The following is a 21,340-nucleotide window of genomic DNA, read 5'->3' as shown; positions in this document are numbered from 1 at the left end:
CGGCAGCAGGGTTCGGAGGATGGTCAGCCTGCCACGGCGGGAGATCGAGTGAGCGCGGTATCGGCCGAAAAGTCCGCCGGGAGCGCGTCACAGGCCCCCCTGCCTCACTTCCCCCCGAACATCAGCCTCCGCAACGCCCCGAGCAGGCCCTTCAGTTGTGAGTCCCCGCCGGACCCCACCGGCGTCCCCACCGCGTCCATCCCCCGGTGCGACCCCCCGCCGAGACCGGCACCGGCCACTCCCCGCCCCACTCCACCGTTCAGCTCGTATCTCACCGGCAGCAGCCGCAGTCCCCGCACCACCGGCCCCGACCGCCACGGCAACTGATCGGTCGGCAGGGTCAGTTCGGCCTTCGCCAGGTGGTCGAAGATCCGGCCCACCGCCGTACTCACGAGCATTCCGCCCAACTCCCGCGCCGCACTGGGACATTGATGCGACCCGGCACCCCACCCCAGATGTGCCCGGGTACTCACGGCCGATCCGACCAGGTGGGACGACCCGATCGCCATCAGATCCCCGTGGGCCGCCGCGGCCGAGGGCGAGACGATGTCCCCGGCCCGGATCCAGAAGTTCCCCAACGCCACATCCCTCGCCGCGAACCGGAAACACATGTTGGCGACCGGCGGATTCACCAGCGCCGCCCGGTTCACGGTCTCCCCGAGCTGCCCGACCGACAGACTGCGCCGCACCGTCGCGTTCCCGCGCAACACCTCGAGCAGCGTGTTCAGCACCATGTTCCCGGTGATGTCGTTCAGGTACACCGCGTTCATGAACAGCTCGCGCCCCAACTGCTCGTCCGACAGCTCCGGGTCGGCCAGCAGCATGTACGACGTCAGGTCGTCCCCGGGCCGCGCCCGCCGATGCGCCGCCAGCCGTGTCATCGCGGCCAGCGCCCGCCCGGTCGCCGGCCCCGCGTCCGGGCCGCCGTCCAGCATCCGCCACAGGTCCATGACCAGCTCGTCGCCGAGCTCGACAGGGCACCCGAACAACCTGGTGGTGGCCATCAGCAGCAACGGCCGCGTGTACTGCGCCCCCAGATCGGCGAACCCCACCGTGCCCGACTCGGCCGCCAGCATCCCGATCAGCTCGTCGGCGTACCACGCGACCGTCGCCCGCAGCTCCCAGCCCTGCGGGGTCTGCGTGTCCTGGAACGGTCGCAGCGCCGTGTGCTGGGTGTGGCGGGCGGCGAGGTGCTCCTCCTCGTCCATGAACATGGTCTGCCGTACCTCGTACCCCGCGAGCAGCGGCCAGTCCCGGGGCAGCCGGCCCTGCGCCCGAGCCCGCCAGTACCTCACGTCACGCCGCCACACACTCTCGTTCCGCAGGACCTCCAGCACCTCGCGATAGTCGAGAACCAGCCACACCGGTACACCCATCAGCCCCACCGGCGCCACGGGGCCGTACGTGCGCCGCAGCCGCGCGTACACCCCGGCCGGGTCGGCATCGAACTCCGACGTCAACAGCGGTTCCACGGGCAACGACTCGAGCGCGGGGCTGTCGACCGGCGCGGTCGCGAACGGATGGGCTTCCATACCGACACGCATACCGCACCGGCCGTGCACGAGCGGTGACCATGGCGCGAACTGTTACGTCTTGGTGACCCTTGGTGCACGCTCGGCCGTCAACTCCCCACCACGGCGGCGGCCTCGGCGAACGCCACCGGCAACTCCCCCCGATACAGCACGCCCACCCGCTGGGTGGCCCGGGTCAGCGCCACGTACAGATCGCTCGTACCGAAGGACCCCGGCTCCACCACCAGGACGGAGTCGAATTCCAGGCCCTTGGCCTGCCGGGGATCGAGCAGCACGACACCCCGCGTCAGATCGGGCTCCGCCCCCGCCTCCACCCCGTCCAGCCGCGCGGCCAGCTCCCCGTGCAGTTCGCGTGGCGCGATCACGGCGAGTCGCCCCTCGACGGGCGTCAACTCGCCAACCGCCTTCTCCACGGCCGCGGCGAGCTCCGCGGGATCGGCGGGGTTCTCGCCGACGCCGACGGCCCGCACCCACGGCCGCACCCCGGTCGACCGTACGGACCTCGGCGGCTCGAAGTCCGGGCGCCGCGCCCGCACCACGGCCGCCGCGAGGTCCATGATCTCGGCCGGGGTCCGGTAGTTGACGCCCAGCCGGGCGTGCTCCCAGCGGTCCTGGACGTACGGCGCGAGGATGTCGTCCCAGGCCCCGACGCCGCCCGGCTCGGCGGTCTGCGCCGGATCGCCGACCAGGGTCATCGACCGGGTCGGGCTGCGCCGCATGAGCAGCCGCCACGCCATCGGCGACAACTCCTGCGCCTCGTCGACGATGATGTGCCCGAACGCCCAGGTCCGGTCGGCCGCCGCCCGCTCGGCGGCGCTGCGCAGATCGTCCTCCTCGTGCCGCTCGGCGAACCGTTCCGCGTCGATGATGTCGTGCGCGGACAGCACCTCGGACTCCTCGGCGTCCAGATCCTCGAACTCGTACGTACGGGAGGCGTACGAGACGTCCAGCACGCCCTGCGCGTAGGCGACCTGGCTGCTGCGCTCGCGCTCCGCCCGCGCCCGGGCGACCCGGTCGTCCTGGCCGAGCAGCTCCGCCGCCTCGTCGAGCAGCGGCACGTCGGCCGTCGTCCACGCCCGGGTGACGGGCCGCCGGACGGCATCCGCGTCGGCCTGCGACACGTACCCCTCAGGGGCGGCGAGGAAGTCCGCGACCAGCCGGCGCGGGCCGATGCGGGGCCACAACTGCTCGATGGCCGCCCAGACTTCACGGTTCTCGGCCAGGTCGTCGCGGATCTGGGTGATGTCACTGGGGTCGAGGAGATTGCTGCCGTCGTACGGGTCGGTGCCGATGCGCTCCGCGACCATCTCGGTCAGCGTGTTGAGGATGTGCCCCTCGAAATGCTCGCGCGCGACGTTGTGCGGCAGCTTCGCCTCGCGCGTCCGCTCCCGGGCCACGCTCACCAGTCCGGCGTCGAGCATGAGGATGTCCCGGTCGTGCTCGATGGCGATGACGGGGTCGGGCAGGCCCTGCCGGTCCCGTACGACGGCCGCCAGCACGTCGGCCATGTCGGCGCGCCCCTTGACCTCGGCGGCGCGGGCCGTGTCGGTGAGGGTGGCCCGGACGCCCGGGAACAGTTCGCCGACGGTCGCCAGGAGGACACCGGTCTCACCGAGTGCGGGCAGTACCTCGCCGATGTAGCCGAGGAAGGCGGGGTTGGGCCCGACGATCAACACGGCCCGTTTGGCGAGGAGTTCGCGGTGCTCGTAGAGCAGGTAGGCGGCCCGGTGGAGTGCGACGGCGGTCTTGCCGGTACCGGGCCCGCCCTCCACCACCAGGACGCCTCGGTGCGGGGCGCGGATGATCTCGTCCTGCTCCGCCTGGATGGTCTGCACGATGTCGTTCATCCGGCCGGTGCGGGCGGAGTCCAGCGCGGCGAGCAGTACGGCGTCGCCGGAGGGGTCCTCGTAGCCGGTGCGGGTCTCGTCCCCGAGGTCGAGGATCTCGTCGTGCAGTCCGGTGACGCGGCGCCCGTCGGTGCTGATGTGGCGGCGCCGGCGCAGCCCCATCGTGGTGTGTCCGGTGGCGAGGTAGAAGGGCCGGGCGACCTCGGCCCGCCAGTCGATGAGCATCGGGGTGCGCTCGGCGTCGTCGGCGCGCAGTCCGATGCGGCCGATGTGGTGGGTGAGCCCGGAGGTGAGATCGATCCGCCCGAAGCAGAGCGATCCGTCGACGGCGTTCAGGGCGGCGAGCAGCCCCGACCGCTCGGCGACGAGCACATCCCGTTCGAGCCGCGCCTGCATCGGCGTACTGCCCTGCGCGAGCGCGTCCGTGACGGAGTGCTCGGTGTCGCCGCGCAGGACGTCGACGCGGGCGTACAGCCCGTCGACGAATTCCTGTTCACCGAGCAATTCATCGTGAGTTGATTCCGTGTTTGCGCCCCTGTTTGACAATTCCGCTCCCGCTCGGATATACTCTGCTCATTGAACTTTTCCGCGACTGAACAAGATTGACTCCGCCAAAGTCGCGAACCATTGAATATACGCAGAGAAATCCCCCGAGCGCAATCGCTCGGGGGATTTCTTGGTTTCTGCGACCGGTGGCCGGCCACGCCGGCCGAGCTGCGTCAGAGTACGTCGGACAGCTCCTCCAGCAACCTCCTTTTCGGCCTGGCCCCCACCATCGACCGCACCGGCTCGCCGTTCCGGAACACCATGAACGTCGGCATGGACAGGACCCGGTACGCGTTCGTCGTCAGGGGGTTCATGTCCACGTTCAGCTGGACCACCTTCAGGCGCCCGGACTCCTCCGCCGCGAGGGCGCTCAGTACCGGGGCCATCTGGCGGCACGGTGGGCACCAGTCGGCCGTGAACTCCACCAGGACCGGCAACTCCGCGCCGATCACCTCCGCCTCGAAGTCCGCGTCCGTCACCTCGGCCACGCCCGCTGCCTTGATCATCGCGTCCGTCCTCCCCATTCGCACACCGGTTCCGGGCCGCCCGGAACCGTCGCCTCGGCCGCCAGCTCGTCGCGTGCCCGTTCGGCGCGCGTCAGCTGTTCGCCGACCTTCGCCCGTACCGACTGCAACTCGCCGATCAACGCGTCGAGTTCGTCGAGCTTGCGGCGGTAGACCGCGAGTGACGCGGGACAGGAGTCGCCCTCCGGGTGGCCCGCCCGCAGGCAGTCCACGAAGGGCCGGGTCTCCTCCAGGTCGAACCCGAAGTCCTGGAGCGTCCGGATCTGCCGGAGCAGCTTCAGGTCGTCCTCGTCGTAGGCGCGGTAGCCGTTGTCCGTGCGCCGCGCGGGCAGCAGCCCACGCGACTCGTAGTACCGCAGGGTCCGTGTGGTGGTCCCGGCCCGCGCCGCCAGCTCGCCGATTCGCATGCCGATTCGCATACGTACGAACGTAGTCCTTGACGCCGACGTCAAGGCAAGCGCGGCACCCTCACCCCGGGGGCAGCAACGGCTTCCCCAGCACCGGGGACGACAGGACGATCGACGTCGTCGTGCGGCCCAGCGCCGACGTCCGTTCCAGGATCTCCTCCAGATGGATCGTGTCCTCGACGGCCACCTTGAGAATCCAGCAGTCCTCGCCGACCACGTGGTGTGCCTCGGTGACCTCGGGCCGGGCGAGCAGCTCCAGGGTCCTGGGGTGCTTGAGGGTGTAGCCGCCGTGCGGATCGACCCGGATGAACGCCTGGATGCCGTAGCCGAGGCGCGAGGGAGCGACCCGAGCGCCGTATCCCGTGATCGCGCCCGCCGACTCCAGCCGCCGCACGCGCTCGGTGACCGCCGCCGGACTCAGCCGCACCCTCCTGCCCAGCTCACTCAGTTTGATCCGGCCGTCGCTCTGCAGGAGCTCCAGAATCTGCCGGTCCAACGCGTCGAAGGCCACCGACGTTTCGCTGGCCGTAGCGCGCGACCGCCGTGGTTCTTTCGGTACCTCGGCCGGATGTCCCATGACTTCTCCTTCAGAACGCGCTCGCCCGCCAGGATAATTATGATCACAAGGACCGCTACGGGGAGGAACAGCATGCGTGACGTATTGGTCATCGGCGGAAATCGCTATTTCGGAAAGCGGCTCATCGACCGACTGATCGCCGCCGGAGACCGCGTGACCGTCCTCAACCGGGGATCCGCTTCTCCGCCCGCCGGGGCAATTCACCTTGTCGCCGACCGCGACGACGAGGCGGCCCTGAATTCCGCTCTCGGCGACCGTGCCTTCGACGTCGTCGTCGACCAGGTCTGCTACACGCCCCGCCAGGCGGCCATCGCACGGCGCGTCTTCGCGGGCGGCCGTACCCGCCGCTATGTGATGACGTCGACGATCGAGGTGTACGAGTACGAGGACTCCCTCGTCTACGAGGACACCGTCGTCCCTGTGCGCGAGGACGCCGTCGATCCCCGTACCCTCCCCGTCGACCTTCAGCTCCCCTGGCACAAGCCGGAGTTCCTCGACACCCACTACGGCGAGGGCAAGCGCCAGGCCGAGGCGGTCTTCACGGCCGACGGTACGGAGTTCGCGTACACGGCCGTACGCGTGGCCCATGTCCTGGGCGGCGCCGACGACTTCACCGGCCGGCTCGACCACTATGCCCAGCGCATCCGTACCGGCACCCCGATAGCCGTACCGACCGAGAACCGGCCCGCGACCTATATCCACGTCGAGGAGATCGCCGACTTTCTGTTCTGGACGGTGGGCGAGAATTTCACCGGACCAGTCAACGCCGCCTCCCACGGACTGCTGACCACCGAGGAGTTGTGCGCGGCCGTGGCCCGGCACATCCCGGCCGGCAAAGCCGTTTTCCAGAACGTCGACGTCGGCCAGGTCTCCCCGTTCTCCTTCGCCCGCTCGTACGGCATGGACAACTCCCGGGCGGCCGGGCTTGGGTTCACCTTCGGCCACGTACAGGAGTGGCTGCCCCGGGCGGTCGCCGAGACGCTGGGCGCGGAGGCGGGGAGGCGGGGAGTGGGGGCGAGTGACGTGGGGGGCGAGTGACGTGTGGGACGGTGCCGCCCGGCGCTCGCGCGGTGAAATTGGCGCGCCGGGAGGGCGAGTTGCCCCCTACGGTGACGCCATGACGACCTCCGAGCACCGCCCCCGGCCCGAGAACCTCCCGACGGCGGAGTTCGCCTTTCCCGGTCCGTTGCGCGATCAGCTCGTCGCCGCGATTCTCGACGGTTCCAAGACGTCCACGACGGGGCTCGCCGTCGAGTACGAGCACGAGGGCGAGTCGCTGCCGGAGGTCGGGGGCCGTTCGGTGGTCGTCGATTCCGCCGACCGGCCGGTCGGGATCATCGAGGTCACCGGCGTACGGGTCGTCCCGCTGGCCGAGGTGGATCTCGCTCACGCGCTCGACGAGGGTGAGGGTTATGCCGATGTGGCCGCGTGGCGGGCCGGTCACGAACGGTTCTGGCACAGTGCGGGGATGCGGGCGGTGCTGGACGATCCCGGGTTCACGGTGGACGACACGACACGGGTGGTGCTGGAACGCTTCCGGCTTGTGGCGGATCTCCGCGCGTGAGGTGACTGGCCTTTGAGCATGCCGGCGTGACGGCTTACGCAGATCCCCCGAACGGCCCGCCAAGGCGCGACAGGTGTGGGCAGAGGGATTTCCATGGGCGATATGCCCCGACTCGATCACATACGCCCACGCTCTCTTCGCTCCGCCGCGGCACTGGGCCTGCTGGCGGCGCTGGCCGTCAGCTGTACCGCGGCCGATGCCGAAACGACCCCCGCCGGGCGTGCTGCCGTCGCGACGTCGCCGCTGCCCACCGTCCCACCCGCCCAGCCGCCGCGACAGCTCACCCGGGCCGAGGTCGAGCACGCTGTGGGCCAACTGGACAGCATCGTGGAAGACGCCATGCGCCGCACCGGTGTGCCCGGAGTCGCCGTGGGCGTGGTGTACGACGACAAGGTGGTGTATCTGAAGGGGTTCGGCCTGCGGACGGCGGGCACGAAGGACCGGGTCGGAGCGGACACCGTCTTCCAGCTCGCCTCGGTCTCCAAGCCCATCGCGTCCACCGTGGTCGCCGCGGCCGTGGGCGACAAGACCGTCGGCTGGGACGACCCCGTCCTCGAGCACAGCTCCGGCTTCGCCCTCAAGGACCCGTGGGTGACCCGCCATGTCACGTATGCCGACCTGTTCTCGCATCGCAGCGGACTGCCCGACCACGCCGGAGACATCCTGGAGGACCTCGGCTACGACCGCGCGTACATCCTGGACCACCTCCGCCACGAACCGCTGGCTCCCTTCCGCGCCCACTACGCGTACACCAACTTCGGGCTGACCGAAGCCGCCGTCGCCACCGCGCTAGCAGCAGGGACCAGCTGGGAGAAGCTGTCCGCCGACAAGCTGTACCGGCCGCTCGGCATGGACTCCACCAGTTCCGTCTTCGCCGACTACGAGAAGGCGGACAACAAGGCCACCCTTCATGTGAAGACCGGGGGAACCTGGCAGGCCGAGCATGTGCGCGACCCGGACGCCCAGAGCCCGGCGGGCGGGGTCAGCTCCACGGCCCGGGACATGACGAAGTGGCTGCGCCTGCAACTGGCCAACGGCACCTTCGAGGGGCGGAAAGTCGTCGACGCCGCCGCACTGGAGGAGACCCACGTGCCGCACATGGTCTCCGATCCGCCGCACTCACCCGCGGGAAGGACCGGGTTCTACGGGCTCGGCTGGAATGTGAGCTACGACGACCAGGGCAGGCTGAAGCTCGGCCACTCCGGCGGCTTCGCGCTGGGGGCGGCCACCAACGTCGCGTTGCTGCCCTCGGAGAAGCTCGGCATCGTCGTCCTGACCAACGGCGAGCCCATCGGCGTACCCGAGGCGATCTCCACCACGTTCCTCGACACGGCGCAGACGGGCGGCCCGACCGTCGACTGGCTGAAGTTCCTCGGGCCGCTCTTCCAGCAGACCCTGCAGGCGGAACGCTCGAAGGTCGACTACAGCAAGCCGCCGGCCTCCCCCGCACCCGCCAAGGCGAACAGCGCCTACACCGGAACGTACGCCAACAAGTACTACGGCCCGCTGACCGTCAGCACCCAGGGGGACAAGCTGACCATGCAGCTCGGACCCAAGAAGCAACGGTTCGTCCTGCGCCACTACGACGGTGAGACCTTCAGCTACAGCACCACCGGCGAAATGGCCGTCGGCTTGTCCGGCGTGACCTTCACGGTCGGGTCCGGCGGCCACGCCGACAAGGTCCGGGTCGAGAACCTCGACACGAGCGGCCTGGGCACCTTCACGAGGAATGGCTAAGGAAAGGGATGGGGCCGGAGAGCGGCTGCAAACGGCGCGGGTGTTAGTTTCCTGCCCGTGTTAAAACACCAGGACGAGACCAGGGCGGCCTACGACGGGGTCGTCGAGCTCTACGCCTCAATGTTCACCAGTCGGTTGGAGACGCGGCCGTTCGCGCGGAACATGATCGGCACCTTCGCCGAGCTCGTGCGTGATACGGGGAACCTGCGGGTAGCCGACGTCGGGTGCGGACCCGGCCATCTGACGGCCATGCTGCACGACTTGGGGTTGGACGCCTTCGGGCTCGACCTCTCCCCGGCTATGGTCGCTCACGCCCGGCGGGCCCAGCCGACGCTGCGGTTCGACGAAGCGCGAATGGAGGCTCTGCCGGTCGAGGACGGCGCGCTCGGCGGAGTGCTGGCCCACTACTCGATGATCCATACCCCTCCGGGAGAGTTGCCCGCGCTGCTCGCTGAGCAGGTGCGTGTCCTGGCACCGGGGGGCCTGCTCCTGGTGTCCTTCTTCGGAACCGACGGACCGGAGCCAGTCCGCTTCGACCACAAGGTGGCGCCCGCCTATAGCTGGCCGCCGGAGAAGTTTGCCGCGTTGTTGGCCGGAGCCGGACTCGCCACGGTGGCTCGGTTGCTCCACGACCCAGCGTCCGAGCGGGGCTTCCTCGACACCCACTTGCTGGCTCGCCGCACCTAGAGCGTTGCCCGTCGACCTGGGGCGGGGTGGTGTAGATCGTCCGGGTGCATGAACCTCGTCCGAAGCGGTGCGTTCTGTGCTGGCGTCCACTGCGCATCGCAGGAGGTGACAACTTCGTAGTGTGTGGTCTGCCGGGCGGCGGCAGCGGTCGACTTGGGCTTGGTGGCCGCGGCGGGTTCGCACGTAGGGTGCCGGGATGATCGCGATCCCAGAGGAGTTCGCCCAGAGCACCGTCAGCCGCGAGGGGGAGGCTGGGGCGGCGTGGCTCGCCGAGCTCCCCGGGGTCGTGGAGGAGTTGCTGGGGCGCTGGGGGTGCGTGCCGGATGGCGAGGTCATGCACGGGGGCGTCGGTGTCATCGTTCCGGTACGGCGGCGGGACGAGGGGAGCGCCGTGCTGAAGGTGTCGTTTCCGCATCCCGCCAACGTCCATGAGCCGGATGCGTTAGTTGCGTGGGGTGGGTGCGGCGCCGTGCTGCTGCATGAGCGTGACGACGAGCGGTTCGCGATGCTGCTCGAGCGCGTTCAGTCGTCGACCCTGGCGGAAGTCGAGGACGGCGACGAGGTGGTGACGGCCGCCGGGCGGCTCAATCGCCGTTTGGCCATTCCCGCACCGCGCGGCCTGCCCCGGCTGCGTGAGCAGGCCGGTGTCTGGGAGGAACAACTGTGCCAGGACGCCGAAGAACTGGCGCATGCGCTGCCGCGTCAGGTGCTGGATGCCGCCGTGGCGACCGTTCGGGAGCTGGGTCGGGCCCAGCCGGACACTCTCATCCATGGGGACCTTCATGCCCGGAACATCCTGCGCGCCGACCGAGAGCCGTGGCTGGCTGTCGACCCCAAGGGGTATGCGGGAGATCCCGCCTACGACGGCGGCACACTGCTGAAGTCCCGTGCGCTGGCGCTCCTCGACGCTGATGACCTGCGCAAAGCTGTCCACCGCGTCCTGGACGTCTTCGCCGAGGCCGCGGAACTCGATCGTGAACGCGTGCAGCGGTGGGCCCAGTTCCATGCCGTCCAGGCTGCGTTCTGGGGCCGCCGCCACGGGTTTCGTATCGCCCGCAGTGGACCACGACGGGACTGGCTCACCGAATTCGCCGACCGACTGGCGGAGTTGCTCACTGACGGCTCGTAATGCGTGAGGGTGGTGGCCGGGTCCGGTGTGGCCGCACCTCTACGGTGCCCCCGGTTCAGTGCCGGACAAGACAGAACGGGTGCCCTGCCGGATCCGCGAAGATGCGCCAATTCCGCTGCCCGTCACCCCCGTCGAGCAGTGTGGCACCCATCGTGAGAACGTCTTCCTGAGCTTGTTCCAGGTCCCTGACCTCCAGGTCGAGGTGAAACTGCTGAGGGTGAGCGGAGTCGGGCCAGCGCGGCGGTCGATAGTTGTCCACGCGTTGGAAGGCCAGCACGAACCCGCCGTCGGTGTGGAGTGTGGCCCAGCCCTCCCCGAGCGACCACCGCGGATCCGGCTGGTTCACGACGCCGCCGAGAAGCGACTGGTAGAACCGGGACATCCCCACGGCATCGGCACAGTCCAACACCACACACTGCAGCTTGGCGATCACGCGGGGCAGCGTCTCACGACACCTGATCACGATCCACAGCTGGAGTACTACTCGGAGCGAACCGCGAACTGCCCTGGTGACGGGCCCGCCCTGAGCCCGACACCGCGGCTAAAGCCCGTGGCGGTGTGGCAGTGGGTCCGGCATCATCCCCGTGTGACTGTGATGCAACCCGTTCTGGAGATCCTTGCTGTCGACGACTTTGCGCTCTGGCCGGTTGGCGAGCACGAGTCGTACGGCTATCTCGTTCTGGGCGGGGAGCTGACTCCGGCGGAGGTCGGCACGGCGGTTGTGCGGATCGCCGACTGCAACGACTTCGAGCCGGAGGAAGAGCACGGGCCGTGCCCGACCGACCCGCTCGGCACATTCCTGCACGGACTGCTCACCATGCCGGATCTGTTCGCCGCCGGAGGGTTTCGGGTGACCGACAACGTCACCGACACCGCCTTCGTCGAGCCGGGCTGCTGCAGCGGCCTGGAGACCTGGCGGGACTGGCTGGAGGTGCTCGACGGCACCAGCTACGCCGACTTCGGCCTCGACCCGTCCTCGGTGGCCGAACGCGTCGACGGCACCGTCCGGCTGACTCTCGACGCCTACGGGGAGGCGAGGAGCCCGGTGATCGAGCTGCCAGTGAACCAGGTACGCACGCTAGTCACCGGTGCCCAGCGGGACTTGCAGGATTTCCTCAGCCTCGCCGGATCCTGGGCCGAACAACACCTGCCGGCACATGCCACCGCCGTCACCGCCGCCCTGACACGGGCACTGGACCTGAGGCCCGCACAATGACCAGCTTCCTGACCCACCGAGCACACGTGCACGACGCCAGCCTCCCCCTCCGCCGCCGGCACAGCGCGCTGCGGACCTGCATCACCCTCTTCGCGCCATACGGCTTCCGGGCGACCTACCACCACCTCACACTCAGCGCCGCGATACCCCGGCGACTGGAGGCGGATCCGGACGCGCTGGTGCGGGCGGTGGAGGAACTGTATGAGGCGAGGGTGTTGTGGCTCGAGCGGGCGGAGGAGTACGTCGCGCAGCGCCGGGCAGAGAAGCGGGTCGGGCGGAGGGCTGTAGCGAACCCTCGACCGTGGTGGCTGCGGATCAGGTGGTGGGACGGCCCCGACCGCGCCTGGTACGAAGACCCGTTTCGCCACCCGTCGCTGCGTCTGTCCGAGTACGTCCGGCGACAGAACGCGATTCTGGACGGCGCCGATCTCCCCGGCTGCCCGGCCTGCGGGGACGAGGGACCGCTGGAGCCGCACTCGACCGGGCACGCATGGGTCGAGCTGTGCCGTGGGTGCGCGTGGGCGCCGGTGACATGTCCGTGCGGCCAGCGGCATCGGATCGTGCCGGACATCCCGTACGGCTGGAACGAGATCTGGCAGCGGGCGCACATGAGCGATGACGGCATGCCGAATCCACACTGGCCCGCGGGCTGAAGGTTGCCCCGAAAGCGATCTGCGAGTTGGGTATGGTGCGGCCAGTGCTGGTGCGAACTCGCCCTTTATCCAGGGATATTGAGGTTGTGCAGGCGAGCGATGCCGAGCATGTCGTGGAGGACGCCGTCGCCTTTTGAGGCGGCAGTCGCGCAGGATCTTCCAGCTCTTCATGCGGGCGAAAACGTGCTCGCCTCGGGCAAGGGCTTGTGGGAGCGGTTGTGTTCCTGTTTCCAGTCCGGGAGTTCAGCCTGCCCTTTCACGCGCCGGTGCGGCATGACCAGGGCGGTGCCGCGTGCAGCGGCACCAACTTGCCGAAGTAGCGCGAGCTCAGCCTGGCGAACGGCACTGTCCGAGACGGCTCCGACGCCGTGATCACACCAGCCACACCGAGATCGTCTCACTGTGCCGGGTTCCCGCCAGGCCGCTCCGCCGACGACGCGCCCAGACTGCGGAGTCCCGGTGCGAGCCCGTGGTGAAGGCGAGGATTTCGGGCACTGCCTCCTGCAAACTCGCGAAGTGGCGGTGCACGCCGTCTACCGGAACGTGGACTTGCGGTAGACGTGTGCGGTGGCGACGTGCCAGCCGAACGGCGCGATCAGATGCTCTCCGAGCATGGACCCGCGAGGCTGCAGGTGACAGTCCGCCGGCGACGAGCGTCGCCATCCTGCGCGTGCTGCGGACCAAGCTCAGCGCCACTTAGAGGGACGAGCCGCCTGAAACGTGCAACGACAAAGATCGGATACAGCAACGGTTGCATGCACAGGACCCTGTGTCAGCCCGCCAGGCGTGGACCAAGGACCGGCGGACGGGGGCCGTGAAACTGCTGGGCAGCGACCTGAAGACTGTCCCAGAACGGCCGTCCAGGCACGCTCCCCCGCCCTGGACCCCGAAGCAGCGGTACCGCCTCGGAGGTCCTGCGGGAAGTGGTGGTCCGGCTCCTGATTGAACGTCACTGTTTGTTGGAAAAGGGGTTGTTCGGGCGATACGCGCAGGAGCAGAATGTTTCCACCGCTCGCAAGGGGACCGATCACCCAGGGGTCACATGCAGTCCATACAGCAACGGGAACGTCCTCCTGTTCGAACCGCAGTCTTGACCGCGGTCACCGTGATGGCCCTGTTGCTCGGCGCTTGCACCGGTGAAAGCCACTCAGACGATTCCGGCGCGACCGTGGGTGCCGAAGGCGGCGAAGTCAGCGGAAAGGCCGGCGGGCAGGACGTCACGGTCACTGTTCCGCGAGAGGGCGCAAGGAACGGAACCGAAGTAGAGTTCCAGGAACGCCCCAAGGTGGACACTGGCCTGACCGACAAACACCTCGGCGTGGCCGGTCTGGGCGCGCCCGTGGAAATATCGACGACCCGAGGTGCCCTCACACAGGGCCGCGTCAGCTTGTCATACGACTCCGGGAAACTCCCCCGTGGCGTCACGGCCAAGCAGATCGGCATCATGGTCTTCGACTCCGACCTGGGTGCCTGGTTTCCGCTGCTCGACGCAGAAGCCGACCCTCGAACCCACCGCGTCACGGGCACGGCGCCGCACTTCTCGTTATTCAGGACGTTCTTTGTGGAGCCGGGAGAGAAGCTCCTTCACATGGCCGGCCGCGAAATAAAGTTGACAGTCGACGCCGGCACCTCGGTCATGGGTTATTTTCAGAAACTAATCACTGCCTCGGCGGTCGCTATTGTCAAGGACCTCTTCGCCGTCCCGCCAGCTCTCAATTGCGACAAACCGAGCGCCACTGTCGTTGCCGAGGCCAGTACTGCGGTCGGTGACAACTCGTTCTCCGCATGTGCCGATGGTGATGGCAAAGAAGTCACCCTGAACATGGTCAACGGCGTGGCATATCCGATTCGGCTCGACCGCCTTCCCAGCGGTGTCACCATAACCGGCAGGGATGTCCTTCTCGGCAGCGGTGACTCCATCACTGTCATTCGCAACGTGATCTGGATGACGCAGGGGCAGAAGGTCATTGCGGGGGCGAAGGCTGGGAGCGTCACTGTCAACGAGAAAATGACAACTGCCCGGCTTCATGGCCACATGGACGGCAGCGCAGTCGCCGTCGATGTACTTCTGGGTACGCTATTGGCCTTTATGCCGGCTCTCAGTGCTGACAAGAAGTGGATCGAGGGCATCGCGCAGAAGGCGGTGAATTCTCCGTCGGTCAAGGACGGAGGGGCTGGACTGGCCCGGGCGACACGGATGACGGTCGACGACGCATCCACCTCAAGGAAAGTCGAAGGGCAACCTGACGTAGTCAGTCAGTTCGCCACCCTGATGGGGGCTGGTGATTGTCTTCTGGACTCCAAAGACGCCCTGAGTGAGAACGGTTCCGCCAAAGAGCGCTTCGAGTCGGCTGTCAAGGCTGCTCAGACCTGCGCCAAACTGGCGCTCGGTCAGTTCAAGGCAACCGAAGTCATTCCAGCACTTCTTGACAGCCTCAAGCTTGTCCCTGAGATCGTCCAGGCCCAGATCGCAGGGATCAGCAACGTACTGACCGGCGGAAAGCATAAACTCACCAGCGTCTTCGTCGATCTGAGCCGTTTCGATTCCCGTGCGACCCTCAAGGGAAATTATCAGGGGACCTGGCAGGCTCACCGTCGGAAAATCATCATCGATGAGGATGGATCCGGAAGATATAATTGGTTTCCCTTCTTGAACTATGATGATCCCAGTAGCGACCCACCCTGTGTCACTGCCGAGCCCAGGGGGTGTGAAGTTCGTTTTCGGCTTACCGTTACACCGGCTGGTGCAACAGCTGAAGTCACGGTCTCCAACGACCTCGAAGAATGGCCGATAGGTCACAAGGTGAACGTTTCCAGCAACGCTGAAGCCGGCACGATAACCTTCGACACCGAAACAAACGTTGACCATGGCGGTGGAGGGAGCAATGAATTCTGCGGTCCTCGCGCCACCCGGTATTGCGGAGCCTGACCCGCCGGGTCGTTCATTCCTGGCCGCAACCGCTACGGCGCCGCTTCCGCAAGGCGTCCCAAGCGTGTGTGTGCTCGGTGCCGATGCCTGTCCATGAGTTGCCGTCCATCCGGCAGTGCTCGACGTAGTCGTCTGCCAGCGCCTGCGGTTGGCCTGCGAGTTGGGCGGCGACCGTGAGCAGGGCGAGCCAGTCAGGCTGTTTTGTCCGCCAGGGCGGTGTGCGGTGTCGCATCTCCGGTCGACTTCCGCGATGAGATCGTCCAGGTCTGGAAGAGGCCCGCTCGCGAAAGCGTGAGGTTAGGTGTGTGATCTGGTAGCTCCGTGACGGTTCGCCTGGGCTTGGTGCCATTCTTGCGATGCGCGGGCCGGCTGCATTCCTCGCCGTTGGCGAGGACGCGGCCCACGTCATGCTGGGTGGCCGGGCGGCGGTTCTTCGAACCCGGCGGCCGACCATGCCCGGGACGAGACGGTTTCGGTGCACTGGCCGGGGAGCCGGCGATGCGCGGTGGCACTTCGAGACCACCACCGCGCACGCGGCCGCCGAGGAAATGCGAAACCTCGCCACCGAGCTCCGCACGTTTCTCACGAGCACGATCGAATAGCTGGGGCAACACCACGTGAGACAACCTCTTAGCCTCGCGCCTTCATGAAGCGGGCTGTCTGGTAATCGGTCAGAGAAGAAGAAAATACCCTGCCCAGCACAGGCCTTTCTGTTCTGACCGAAAGGTCCCCTCTATCGTCCCGCAGATGCGAGAAGCAGAAGGAGCCTTTTGCACATTTAGGCTTCGATAGCTTTCAAGCCCTCGTACGCCTCGCGCAAGTCGGGGGCCTCTGGTAGCTGCCTGACCTCAACCGCAGTGACCACTTCCAATGCTCGCCAATGGTTAGACGGAACCACCCGCCCACTCAAGATGGCTTTCTGAGCAGAATTACAGGCCTCATCGAGGCGGTTATCCGCAAGCAGGACCAGCGCCAAATCAATGTTCGCGGAAGCCACGCGGCGCGGCCATTGGGTGACGTCATTGGATGGACTCAGACGGGCGATTACCTCACGTGCAAACGGTTCTGCGGCAGCGTCGCCCAACCATGCGAGTGTCGTTGCGGTGTAGGCGAGCGCCTTCGCTGGATCGTACTGATAGTGGTGCTCTCTAGGACGGTCGGGTACCCCCAACTTCGCAGCCGCTTTCTGTACCCGATCGATAGCGGCGTAAGTGTCTGCCGAATGGCCGAGCCTCGCGCGTGCGCGCCCCTCCTGGGCGTTTGCCTGAATAAGCACTGACGTTCCCGCAGGGGCGACGGCCTGGGCGGCAAGCGAGAGTTCCAGGGCCTTGACATAGTCGCCATCCGTGAGCACGCGCCACGCGTCGGTTTCGTAGCACCATGCTTCGATTTCCGGATGTTCCGCCTGCCGCGCAAGGCTAATCGCCGCTTGCAGCCTTGCCGTTGCCGCATGCTCTTGTTTCAGGTCGATATGGAGTGTTGCGCCGAGCAAGGAAAACCATCCTCCGACGACCAACAACCGGCGATATTCCGAAAGCGTCTTTCGGGCGTCGAGCAGCTTGGCGACATACGCGGAGTGCCGCCGTACGCGCTCCAACAGCTCGGCCGGAGGCGTAACAGGATACGCCGATGCAAGGTCATCAAAAGAGCGCTCTAGGCGCGCTAGGGTTTCCGCTCCGACGTCACTTGCCTGCACTCGCCGGGACAACTCCCACGCGGCCATTTCGTCATCGGTTGACGGCATAGCGGCGACAAACCAAGCAGGTACCGGAGCAGTCGGTAGAGAATCGGATGCCAGCAACTCGTCCAGCTCCCCGGACGTCAACTCCAGCAGCTTTGCCATTTTCGGCCGTTGATGTGGCTGTGGGGCGACCTCACCCTTTTCCCAACGCTGCACCGTAGTGCGGTCGACTTTCAGGGCATCCGCGAATTGCTCTTGCGTGTATCCGCTCGCCTTCCGGCGCTGCGCGAGACGCTGCCGCTTCCCTGCCATTCCGGTACTCCGTCCGGGGTGCTGTCCTCCCTGGTCACCGTACCGCGTGCAGCCAACATGCCGCCTAAATGCGGCACTTCTGCCGTGGTGCAGCCTACGTGCAGCACGGGAGCGTTGGCAGACACAGGACCCCCGCGACCGTGCGACCGGCCCGGGGGCATGGACCACCTGAAAGAGCAGGCAGCCACCATGTACCTATCACGAACACTCGAACGAGTGAGAGCCGCATTCCGGCGACGCGCCCCCGGCAGGCACAGCCGCACCGCAACGCCCCCTGTAGCGCCCCAAGCGCCCCGTACGAGGCTCACGCCGGATGTATCGGGCGTTCTCGTCTTGGCTCGCAAGTGCCACAGCGAACGGCCCGCCCCGCCCATGCGGCCGCGCGCCCAATGGGAGGACACAGGCGCCCTCGTCCGGCCCTACGTCGCCCGCCTGGTTGCGCCGCCCGAGTGCTTCAACTCGCGCGCACAGGCTGGCCGTTGGGGGAACGCCTCATGAACGCCCAGGAAACCGGCGAAAGCGCCGTGCAGCGCACCTACCGCCTGTGGTTCAAGCACGCGGACGACTGCAACCAGTGCGCGCACAACGCCAGTCCGTCGAACGGCTGTGAAGGCGGGCGGGAATTGTGGGGCGTGTACCGCCTCGCGCGCATCGGCGGGGGGACATCGTGACGATGACACTTGCCGTGTACCGCCTCAACCGGGAAATCGGGGCGCGTGCTTGCGTGCGCAGAAAGCACACCGTGCAACCGGCCCGCGTTCCGGAGCTGAGCCAGAAATACCCGCCGTGCACCTGCCCGCGCTGCCGGAACAAGGCAGCCGACCAGCGAACCGACGTTGCACAGTGACGCGTTCCATCATCAGGGCCGCTGAGTGGACGCTCGGGCCGGAAACGGGCGAGGGGGCACCGGAAGGCATCTACTCCGCCGAGTGCATCACGTGCGGGGCGGAAGCTCAGCCAACTGACAATGAGCGCATGCCCGTGGAAGTCTGGGCGCTCAAGCACACAGGCTTGAACCCGACGCATCGACAGTTCAAGGCGATGGCGGAGACGTTCTGGCGTGTGACCCCTGCCGAGGGCAACCCCTACCGGGAGAGCGACGCACAGGGCGCCTAGCGCCAAACCCCGATGGCTGCCGTTCCGGGACGTCGCGAGGCGCCTGGGCGGCACCACTGAACCCCCGTCCCGGCACCCCGACCGATACGGGCGACGCCCCCGTCTGCGAGAGCGAAGCTCGCAGGCGGGGGCATCTTGCATGCATGCCCGGATCGCGGCTGAGACACCGGGCCCGCGCGGAACAGAAACGGCGCACGGGTGAGTGGGTGGGAAACCGACCTGGGCCTGACCGGCGTCGCCGTCAGACTCCGGACGGGCGACCCGCATGCGCGAGCTCGGGCTTCTCGGCCGCGTCCGCCGGTTCCACGGTGACCTCGGGGTCGGACTCCGCGCGCCCCTTCCCCGGCAGCAGCGCGGCGACCAGTACCGTCCCCACTCCCAGGATCACCGCTCCGATCAGGCTGGTGTGGGCCACCGCGTCCGAGAAGGACGAGCCGACCGCGTCCGCCATCTGGCGTGCCCCCTGGGCGAGTTGGGCGGCCTGCGTCTTCAACTCGGCCGCCTGTTCCGGCTTCCCCGCGCTCGCCGCCTGCGACGCCTGTGCCGCGAGCTGCCGTGCCTGCGTACCGATCGCCTGGGCCACCTGGTAGCCCGCGCCGACCGAGTCCTGGGCCTTGCTCAGGGCGTCCGCCGGCAGCTTGCCGCCGTTCGTCGCGTCGGTGAGGTGGGCGGCGTACGACGTCGACAGCAGTGAACCGAGGATCGCGATGCCGAGCGAGCCGCCCAGCTCCAGCGAGGTGTCGTTCACCGCGCCGCCGACGCCCAGTTCCGCCTCGGGGAACGCCCCCATGATCGCGTCCGTGCACGGGGAGAGCGCGAGGCCGATCGCGAGGCCGAGGATGACGAGAGGGGCGACGAAATCCCCGTACGACGAGCCGGCGTCCACCTGCGAGAGCAGCACGAGGGCCGCCGTACCGCCGACCATGCCCGCCGTGACCGTGATCCTCATGCCGATGCGCGGGGTGAGATAGCCGGTGAGGGCGGAGCCGACGAAGACCGCGCCGGCGAGGGGCAGCATGCGCAGGCCGGTGTCCAGGGCGTCGTAGCCGAGGACGAACTGGAGGTGCTGGGTGAGGTAGTAGAAGGCGCCGAAGACCGCCAGGAAGAACAGAGCGACCGCGAGGTTGGAGCCCGCGAAGCGGCGCTGTGTGAAGCGGCGTACGTCGAGGACCGGGCGCGGGTGGCGCAGCTCCCACACGACGAAGAGGACCAGGCCGAGGCCTGCCGCAACGGCCGCCGTGATCGCCTTGACGCCCCAGCCGAAGTGCGGACCCTCGATGATCATGTAGACCAGCGCGCCGATCCACACCACGGACAGCAGCCCGCCGACGTAGTCGATCCGGTCGTGGTGGCCCGCCTTGGACGGCGGTACGAGGACGAAGGCGCCGGTGATCGCGAGCGCGGCGATCGGCACGTTGATCAGGAAGGTCGAGGCCCAGCCGTGGTCCTCCAGCAGCGCGCCCGCGACCAGCGGGCCGGCCGCGATGGCGAGTCCGGCGGTGGCGGTCCACAGGGTGATCGCCTTGGCGCGTTCGGCGCGGGGGAAGGTCGCGGCGAGGAGGGAGAGCGTCGCGGGCATGATCAGCGCGGCGCCCACACCCATGACGGCGCGCGCGGCGATGACCCCGGTGGCCGAGCCGACGAGTGAGCCCGCGACCGACCCGGCGCCGAAGACGACCAGACCGAGGACGAGCGCCCCACGCCGGCTGTACTTGTCGCCGATCGCGCCGAGCAGCAGCATCAGCGCGGCGTACGGGACGGTGTAGCCGTCTATGACCCACTGCAGGTCGGCGCTGGACAGGCCCAGGTCATGGGTCATGTCGGGGGCGGCGACGGTGAGGGCGGTGTTCGCCATCACGATGATCAGCAGGCTCATGCAGAGCACCAGAAGGGCCCACCAGCGCCGGGCGTAGGGGCCGCCCATCCTCTCGACGGGTTCTGTCCTGACGAGTCGCATGGCCACGGGTTCGCCTTCCTTCCTGAGCGGCTTGCCATTGATCATTTTGCACAGCGACGTGCAGTTGCACAACGATGTGCAATGTACTCCGCTGCACAGCGCTGTGCAAACAGAAGGAAGGGGAGGCACAATGTCAGCCATGACCACGGGCACCACCAGCCGCGCCGACGCGAACCGGCGCCGCATACTCGACATCGCCCTCGCCGAACTGCTGCGCGACCCCGACGCCTCGATGGACCAGATCGCGCGCGCCGCAGGTGTCGTACGACGGACCGTGTACGGGCACTTCCCCAGCCGGGAGGCGCTGATCAGCACGCTGCTCGACGGCGCGGTGGAGGCGGTTGCCGCCGCGTACACCGAGGGGCTCGAGGGCGCCGAGGGCCCGCCGGAGAGCGTCGCCCGGACCACGCTCGCGGTCTGGCAGGTCGCGGACCGCTACCGCATACTCGTCGGGCTCGCCCAGCGCAGCGTCACCGTGCAGGGCATCCGTGACCGGTTCACGCCGGTCCGCGAGGCCTGCGTCGAGGTGCTCCGGCAGGGCCTGGAGGAGGGCGTGTTCAGCTCACCGCTGCCGGCGCCGGCGCTGGCGTACATGCACGAGCAGATGCTGTTCGCGCTGATGGAGGCGGTGAACGACGGGCTCCTGGCGGCGGAGGAAGCGGGTCCCTCCGCCGCGGTCACTCTGCTGACCACGGCGGGCGTGTCCGTCTCCCGGGCCACCGCACTGGTGTCCGAGCTGAGCAGAAGAGAAGCAGACCGGCTCAGCACTGGCGCGGCGCGGGCGTAGAGACGCGCGGGCGTACAGCGGCGCGGGCGTACAGCGGCGCACTAGTACTGCAATCACAGTTATTGGTAGGGCAGTTGTGAGTTCTGCCGGTGGCTGTGGTTGTGTTCTGCCGTGTCTGTGGATCTTGGGGTGGGGCAGA

The 21,340-nt window shown here is 67.9% G+C and carries 20 protein-coding genes and 1 pseudogene; 11 read left to right on the top strand and 10 right to left on the bottom strand.

The genetic code is table 11. The annotated features are described in order from the left end of the window. Window positions 1–104 precede the first annotated feature (104 nt). From ADL01_RS01555 to ADL01_RS01535, 5 genes are all read right to left on the bottom strand, one after another. Complete coding sequence (locus ADL01_RS01555) at window positions 105–1,532, bottom strand: cytochrome P450 (protein WP_053740031.1); 1,428 nt, start codon at window positions 1,530–1,532, stop codon at window positions 105–107. A gap of 89 nt (window positions 1,533–1,621) precedes the next feature. Further along, the gene (locus tag ADL01_RS01550; protein WP_078960259.1) at window positions 1,622–3,943 is read right to left on the bottom strand and encodes a HelD family protein; all 2,322 of its coding nucleotides are present in this window, start codon (window positions 3,941–3,943) and stop codon (window positions 1,622–1,624) included. A gap of 155 nt (window positions 3,944–4,098) precedes the next feature. After that, window positions 4,099–4,413, bottom strand: a complete 315-nt coding sequence (locus ADL01_RS01545; protein ID WP_199834723.1) for a thioredoxin family protein — start codon at window positions 4,411–4,413, stop codon at window positions 4,099–4,101. 14 nt (window positions 4,414–4,427) lie between these two features. Beyond that, entirely contained in the window at window positions 4,428–4,856 is a 429-nt protein-coding gene (locus ADL01_RS01540; RefSeq protein ID WP_053740029.1) for a MerR family transcriptional regulator, read from the bottom strand. A 61-nt stretch (window positions 4,857–4,917) separates the two neighbouring features. Next, entirely contained in the window at window positions 4,918–5,433 is a 516-nt protein-coding gene (locus ADL01_RS01535; protein ID WP_199834722.1) for an Lrp/AsnC family transcriptional regulator, read from the bottom strand. 72 nt (window positions 5,434–5,505) lie between these two features. Here ADL01_RS01535 and ADL01_RS01530 point away from each other — a divergent pair, with 72 nt between their 5' ends. From ADL01_RS01530 to ADL01_RS01510, 5 genes are all read left to right on the top strand, one after another. Further along, on the top strand, window positions 5,506–6,471 hold the full coding sequence (locus ADL01_RS01530) for an NAD-dependent epimerase/dehydratase family protein (protein WP_053740021.1): 966 nt from the start codon (window positions 5,506–5,508) through the stop codon (window positions 6,469–6,471). 79 nt (window positions 6,472–6,550) lie between these two features. After that, complete coding sequence (locus ADL01_RS01525) at window positions 6,551–6,997, top strand: ASCH domain-containing protein (protein WP_053740020.1); 447 nt, start codon at window positions 6,551–6,553, stop codon at window positions 6,995–6,997. Window positions 6,998–7,099: 102 nt separating this feature from the next. Further along, a complete protein-coding gene (locus ADL01_RS01520) occupies window positions 7,100–8,734 on the top strand; it encodes a serine hydrolase (RefSeq protein WP_234354452.1) in 1,635 nt (544 codons plus the stop codon). A 57-nt stretch (window positions 8,735–8,791) separates the two neighbouring features. Then, window positions 8,792–9,421, top strand: a complete 630-nt coding sequence (locus ADL01_RS01515; RefSeq protein WP_053740018.1) for a class I SAM-dependent methyltransferase — start codon at window positions 8,792–8,794, stop codon at window positions 9,419–9,421. 196 nt (window positions 9,422–9,617) lie between these two features. Continuing rightward, a complete protein-coding gene (locus tag ADL01_RS01510) occupies window positions 9,618–10,550 on the top strand; it encodes an aminoglycoside phosphotransferase family protein (protein WP_053740017.1) in 933 nt (310 codons plus the stop codon). Window positions 10,551–10,605: 55 nt separating this feature from the next. On the opposite strand, the gene ADL01_RS01505 is transcribed toward ADL01_RS01510, so the two are convergent. Continuing rightward, the gene (locus ADL01_RS01505; protein ID WP_053740016.1) at window positions 10,606–10,983 is read right to left on the bottom strand and encodes a VOC family protein; all 378 of its coding nucleotides are present in this window, start codon (window positions 10,981–10,983) and stop codon (window positions 10,606–10,608) included. 162 nt (window positions 10,984–11,145) lie between these two features. On the opposite strand from ADL01_RS01505, the gene ADL01_RS01500 reads away from it, so the two are divergent. Next, complete coding sequence (locus ADL01_RS01500; RefSeq protein WP_053740027.1) at window positions 11,146–11,766, top strand: hypothetical protein; 621 nt, start codon at window positions 11,146–11,148, stop codon at window positions 11,764–11,766. 26 nt (window positions 11,767–11,792) lie between these two features. Next, the gene (locus ADL01_RS01495; protein WP_234354451.1) at window positions 11,793–12,419 is read left to right on the top strand and encodes a hypothetical protein; all 627 of its coding nucleotides are present in this window, start codon (window positions 11,793–11,795) and stop codon (window positions 12,417–12,419) included. 65 nt (window positions 12,420–12,484) lie between these two features. Here the strand turns inward: ADL01_RS01495 and ADL01_RS41185 are convergent. After that, window positions 12,485–12,709 (bottom strand): annotated as a pseudogene (locus tag ADL01_RS41185) (IS5/IS1182 family transposase); the annotation flags it as partial. A 752-nt stretch (window positions 12,710–13,461) separates the two neighbouring features. On the opposite strand from ADL01_RS41185, the gene ADL01_RS01490 reads away from it, so the two are divergent. Continuing rightward, entirely contained in the window at window positions 13,462–15,348 is a 1,887-nt protein-coding gene (locus tag ADL01_RS01490; protein ID WP_159049425.1) for a hypothetical protein, read from the top strand. Between the two features lie 13 nt (window positions 15,349–15,361). On the opposite strand, the gene ADL01_RS43330 is transcribed toward ADL01_RS01490, so the two are convergent. After that, window positions 15,362–15,580 carry a hypothetical protein gene (locus ADL01_RS43330; protein WP_107090780.1) on the bottom strand — a complete coding sequence of 73 codons (219 nt, stop codon included), beginning with the start codon at window positions 15,578–15,580 and terminating at the stop codon, window positions 15,362–15,364. A gap of 546 nt (window positions 15,581–16,126) precedes the next feature. Continuing rightward, on the bottom strand, window positions 16,127–17,341 hold the full coding sequence (locus tag ADL01_RS41180) for a helix-turn-helix domain-containing protein (protein WP_078960258.1): 1,215 nt from the start codon (window positions 17,339–17,341) through the stop codon (window positions 16,127–16,129). A 494-nt stretch (window positions 17,342–17,835) separates the two neighbouring features. Between ADL01_RS41180 and ADL01_RS44440 the strand changes: the two genes are divergently transcribed. After that, window positions 17,836–18,012 (top strand): hypothetical protein, encoded by a 177-nt coding sequence (locus tag ADL01_RS44440; protein WP_159049424.1) that lies wholly within the window; start codon window positions 17,836–17,838, stop codon window positions 18,010–18,012. Window positions 18,013–18,316: 304 nt separating this feature from the next. Continuing rightward, the gene (locus ADL01_RS44435) at window positions 18,317–18,457 is read left to right on the top strand and encodes a hypothetical protein (RefSeq protein WP_159049423.1); all 141 of its coding nucleotides are present in this window, start codon (window positions 18,317–18,319) and stop codon (window positions 18,455–18,457) included. 241 nt (window positions 18,458–18,698) lie between these two features. Here the strand turns inward: ADL01_RS44435 and ADL01_RS01480 are convergent, their stop codons facing one another. Then, a complete protein-coding gene (locus ADL01_RS01480) occupies window positions 18,699–20,414 on the bottom strand; it encodes an MFS transporter (protein WP_053740026.1) in 1,716 nt (571 codons plus the stop codon). Window positions 20,415–20,544: 130 nt separating this feature from the next. Between ADL01_RS01480 and ADL01_RS01475 the strand changes: the two genes are divergently transcribed. Continuing rightward, a complete protein-coding gene (locus ADL01_RS01475) occupies window positions 20,545–21,201 on the top strand; it encodes a TetR/AcrR family transcriptional regulator (RefSeq protein WP_053740012.1) in 657 nt (218 codons plus the stop codon). Window positions 21,202–21,340 lie beyond the last annotated feature (139 nt).

The sequence above is a fragment of the Streptomyces sp. NRRL WC-3618 genome, from assembly GCF_001280005.1.
GTDB lineage: Bacteria > Actinomycetota > Actinomycetes > Streptomycetales > Streptomycetaceae > Streptomyces.
Note: the sequence above shows the minus strand (reverse complement) of the source record. Positions and strands in the feature narration are given on the sequence as shown.

Excerpts from the sequence above, each read along its gene's own strand:
- ADL01_RS01490 (WP_159049425.1), top strand. The coding sequence starts at position 13,462 with ATGCAGTCCATACAGCAACGGGAACGTCCTCCTGTTCGAACCGCAGTC.
- ADL01_RS41180 (WP_078960258.1), bottom strand. The coding sequence starts at position 17,341 with ATGGCAGGGAAGCGGCAGCGTCTCGCGCAGCGCCGGAAGGCGAGCGGA.
- ADL01_RS01540 (WP_053740029.1), bottom strand. The coding sequence starts at position 4,856 with ATGCGAATCGGCGAGCTGGCGGCGCGGGCCGGGACCACCACACGGACC.
- ADL01_RS01530 (WP_053740021.1), top strand. The coding sequence starts at position 5,506 with ATGCGTGACGTATTGGTCATCGGCGGAAATCGCTATTTCGGAAAGCGG.
- ADL01_RS01475 (WP_053740012.1), top strand. The coding sequence starts at position 20,545 with ATGTCAGCCATGACCACGGGCACCACCAGCCGCGCCGACGCGAACCGG.
- ADL01_RS43330 (WP_107090780.1), bottom strand. The coding sequence starts at position 15,580 with ATGCGACACCGCACACCGCCCTGGCGGACAAAACAGCCTGACTGGCTC.
- ADL01_RS01555 (WP_053740031.1), bottom strand. The coding sequence starts at position 1,532 with ATGGAAGCCCATCCGTTCGCGACCGCGCCGGTCGACAGCCCCGCGCTC.
- ADL01_RS44440 (WP_159049424.1), top strand. The coding sequence starts at position 17,836 with ATGAACGCCCAGGAAACCGGCGAAAGCGCCGTGCAGCGCACCTACCGC.
- ADL01_RS01535 (WP_199834722.1), bottom strand. The coding sequence starts at position 5,433 with ATGGGACATCCGGCCGAGGTACCGAAAGAACCACGGCGGTCGCGCGCT.
- ADL01_RS01525 (WP_053740020.1), top strand. The coding sequence starts at position 6,551 with ATGACGACCTCCGAGCACCGCCCCCGGCCCGAGAACCTCCCGACGGCG.
- ADL01_RS01520 (WP_234354452.1), top strand. The coding sequence starts at position 7,100 with ATGCCCCGACTCGATCACATACGCCCACGCTCTCTTCGCTCCGCCGCG.
- ADL01_RS01510 (WP_053740017.1), top strand. The coding sequence starts at position 9,618 with ATGATCGCGATCCCAGAGGAGTTCGCCCAGAGCACCGTCAGCCGCGAG.
- ADL01_RS01500 (WP_053740027.1), top strand. The coding sequence starts at position 11,146 with ATGCAACCCGTTCTGGAGATCCTTGCTGTCGACGACTTTGCGCTCTGG.
- ADL01_RS01480 (WP_053740026.1), bottom strand. The coding sequence starts at position 20,414 with ATGCGACTCGTCAGGACAGAACCCGTCGAGAGGATGGGCGGCCCCTAC.
- ADL01_RS44435 (WP_159049423.1), top strand. The coding sequence starts at position 18,317 with ATGCCCGTGGAAGTCTGGGCGCTCAAGCACACAGGCTTGAACCCGACG.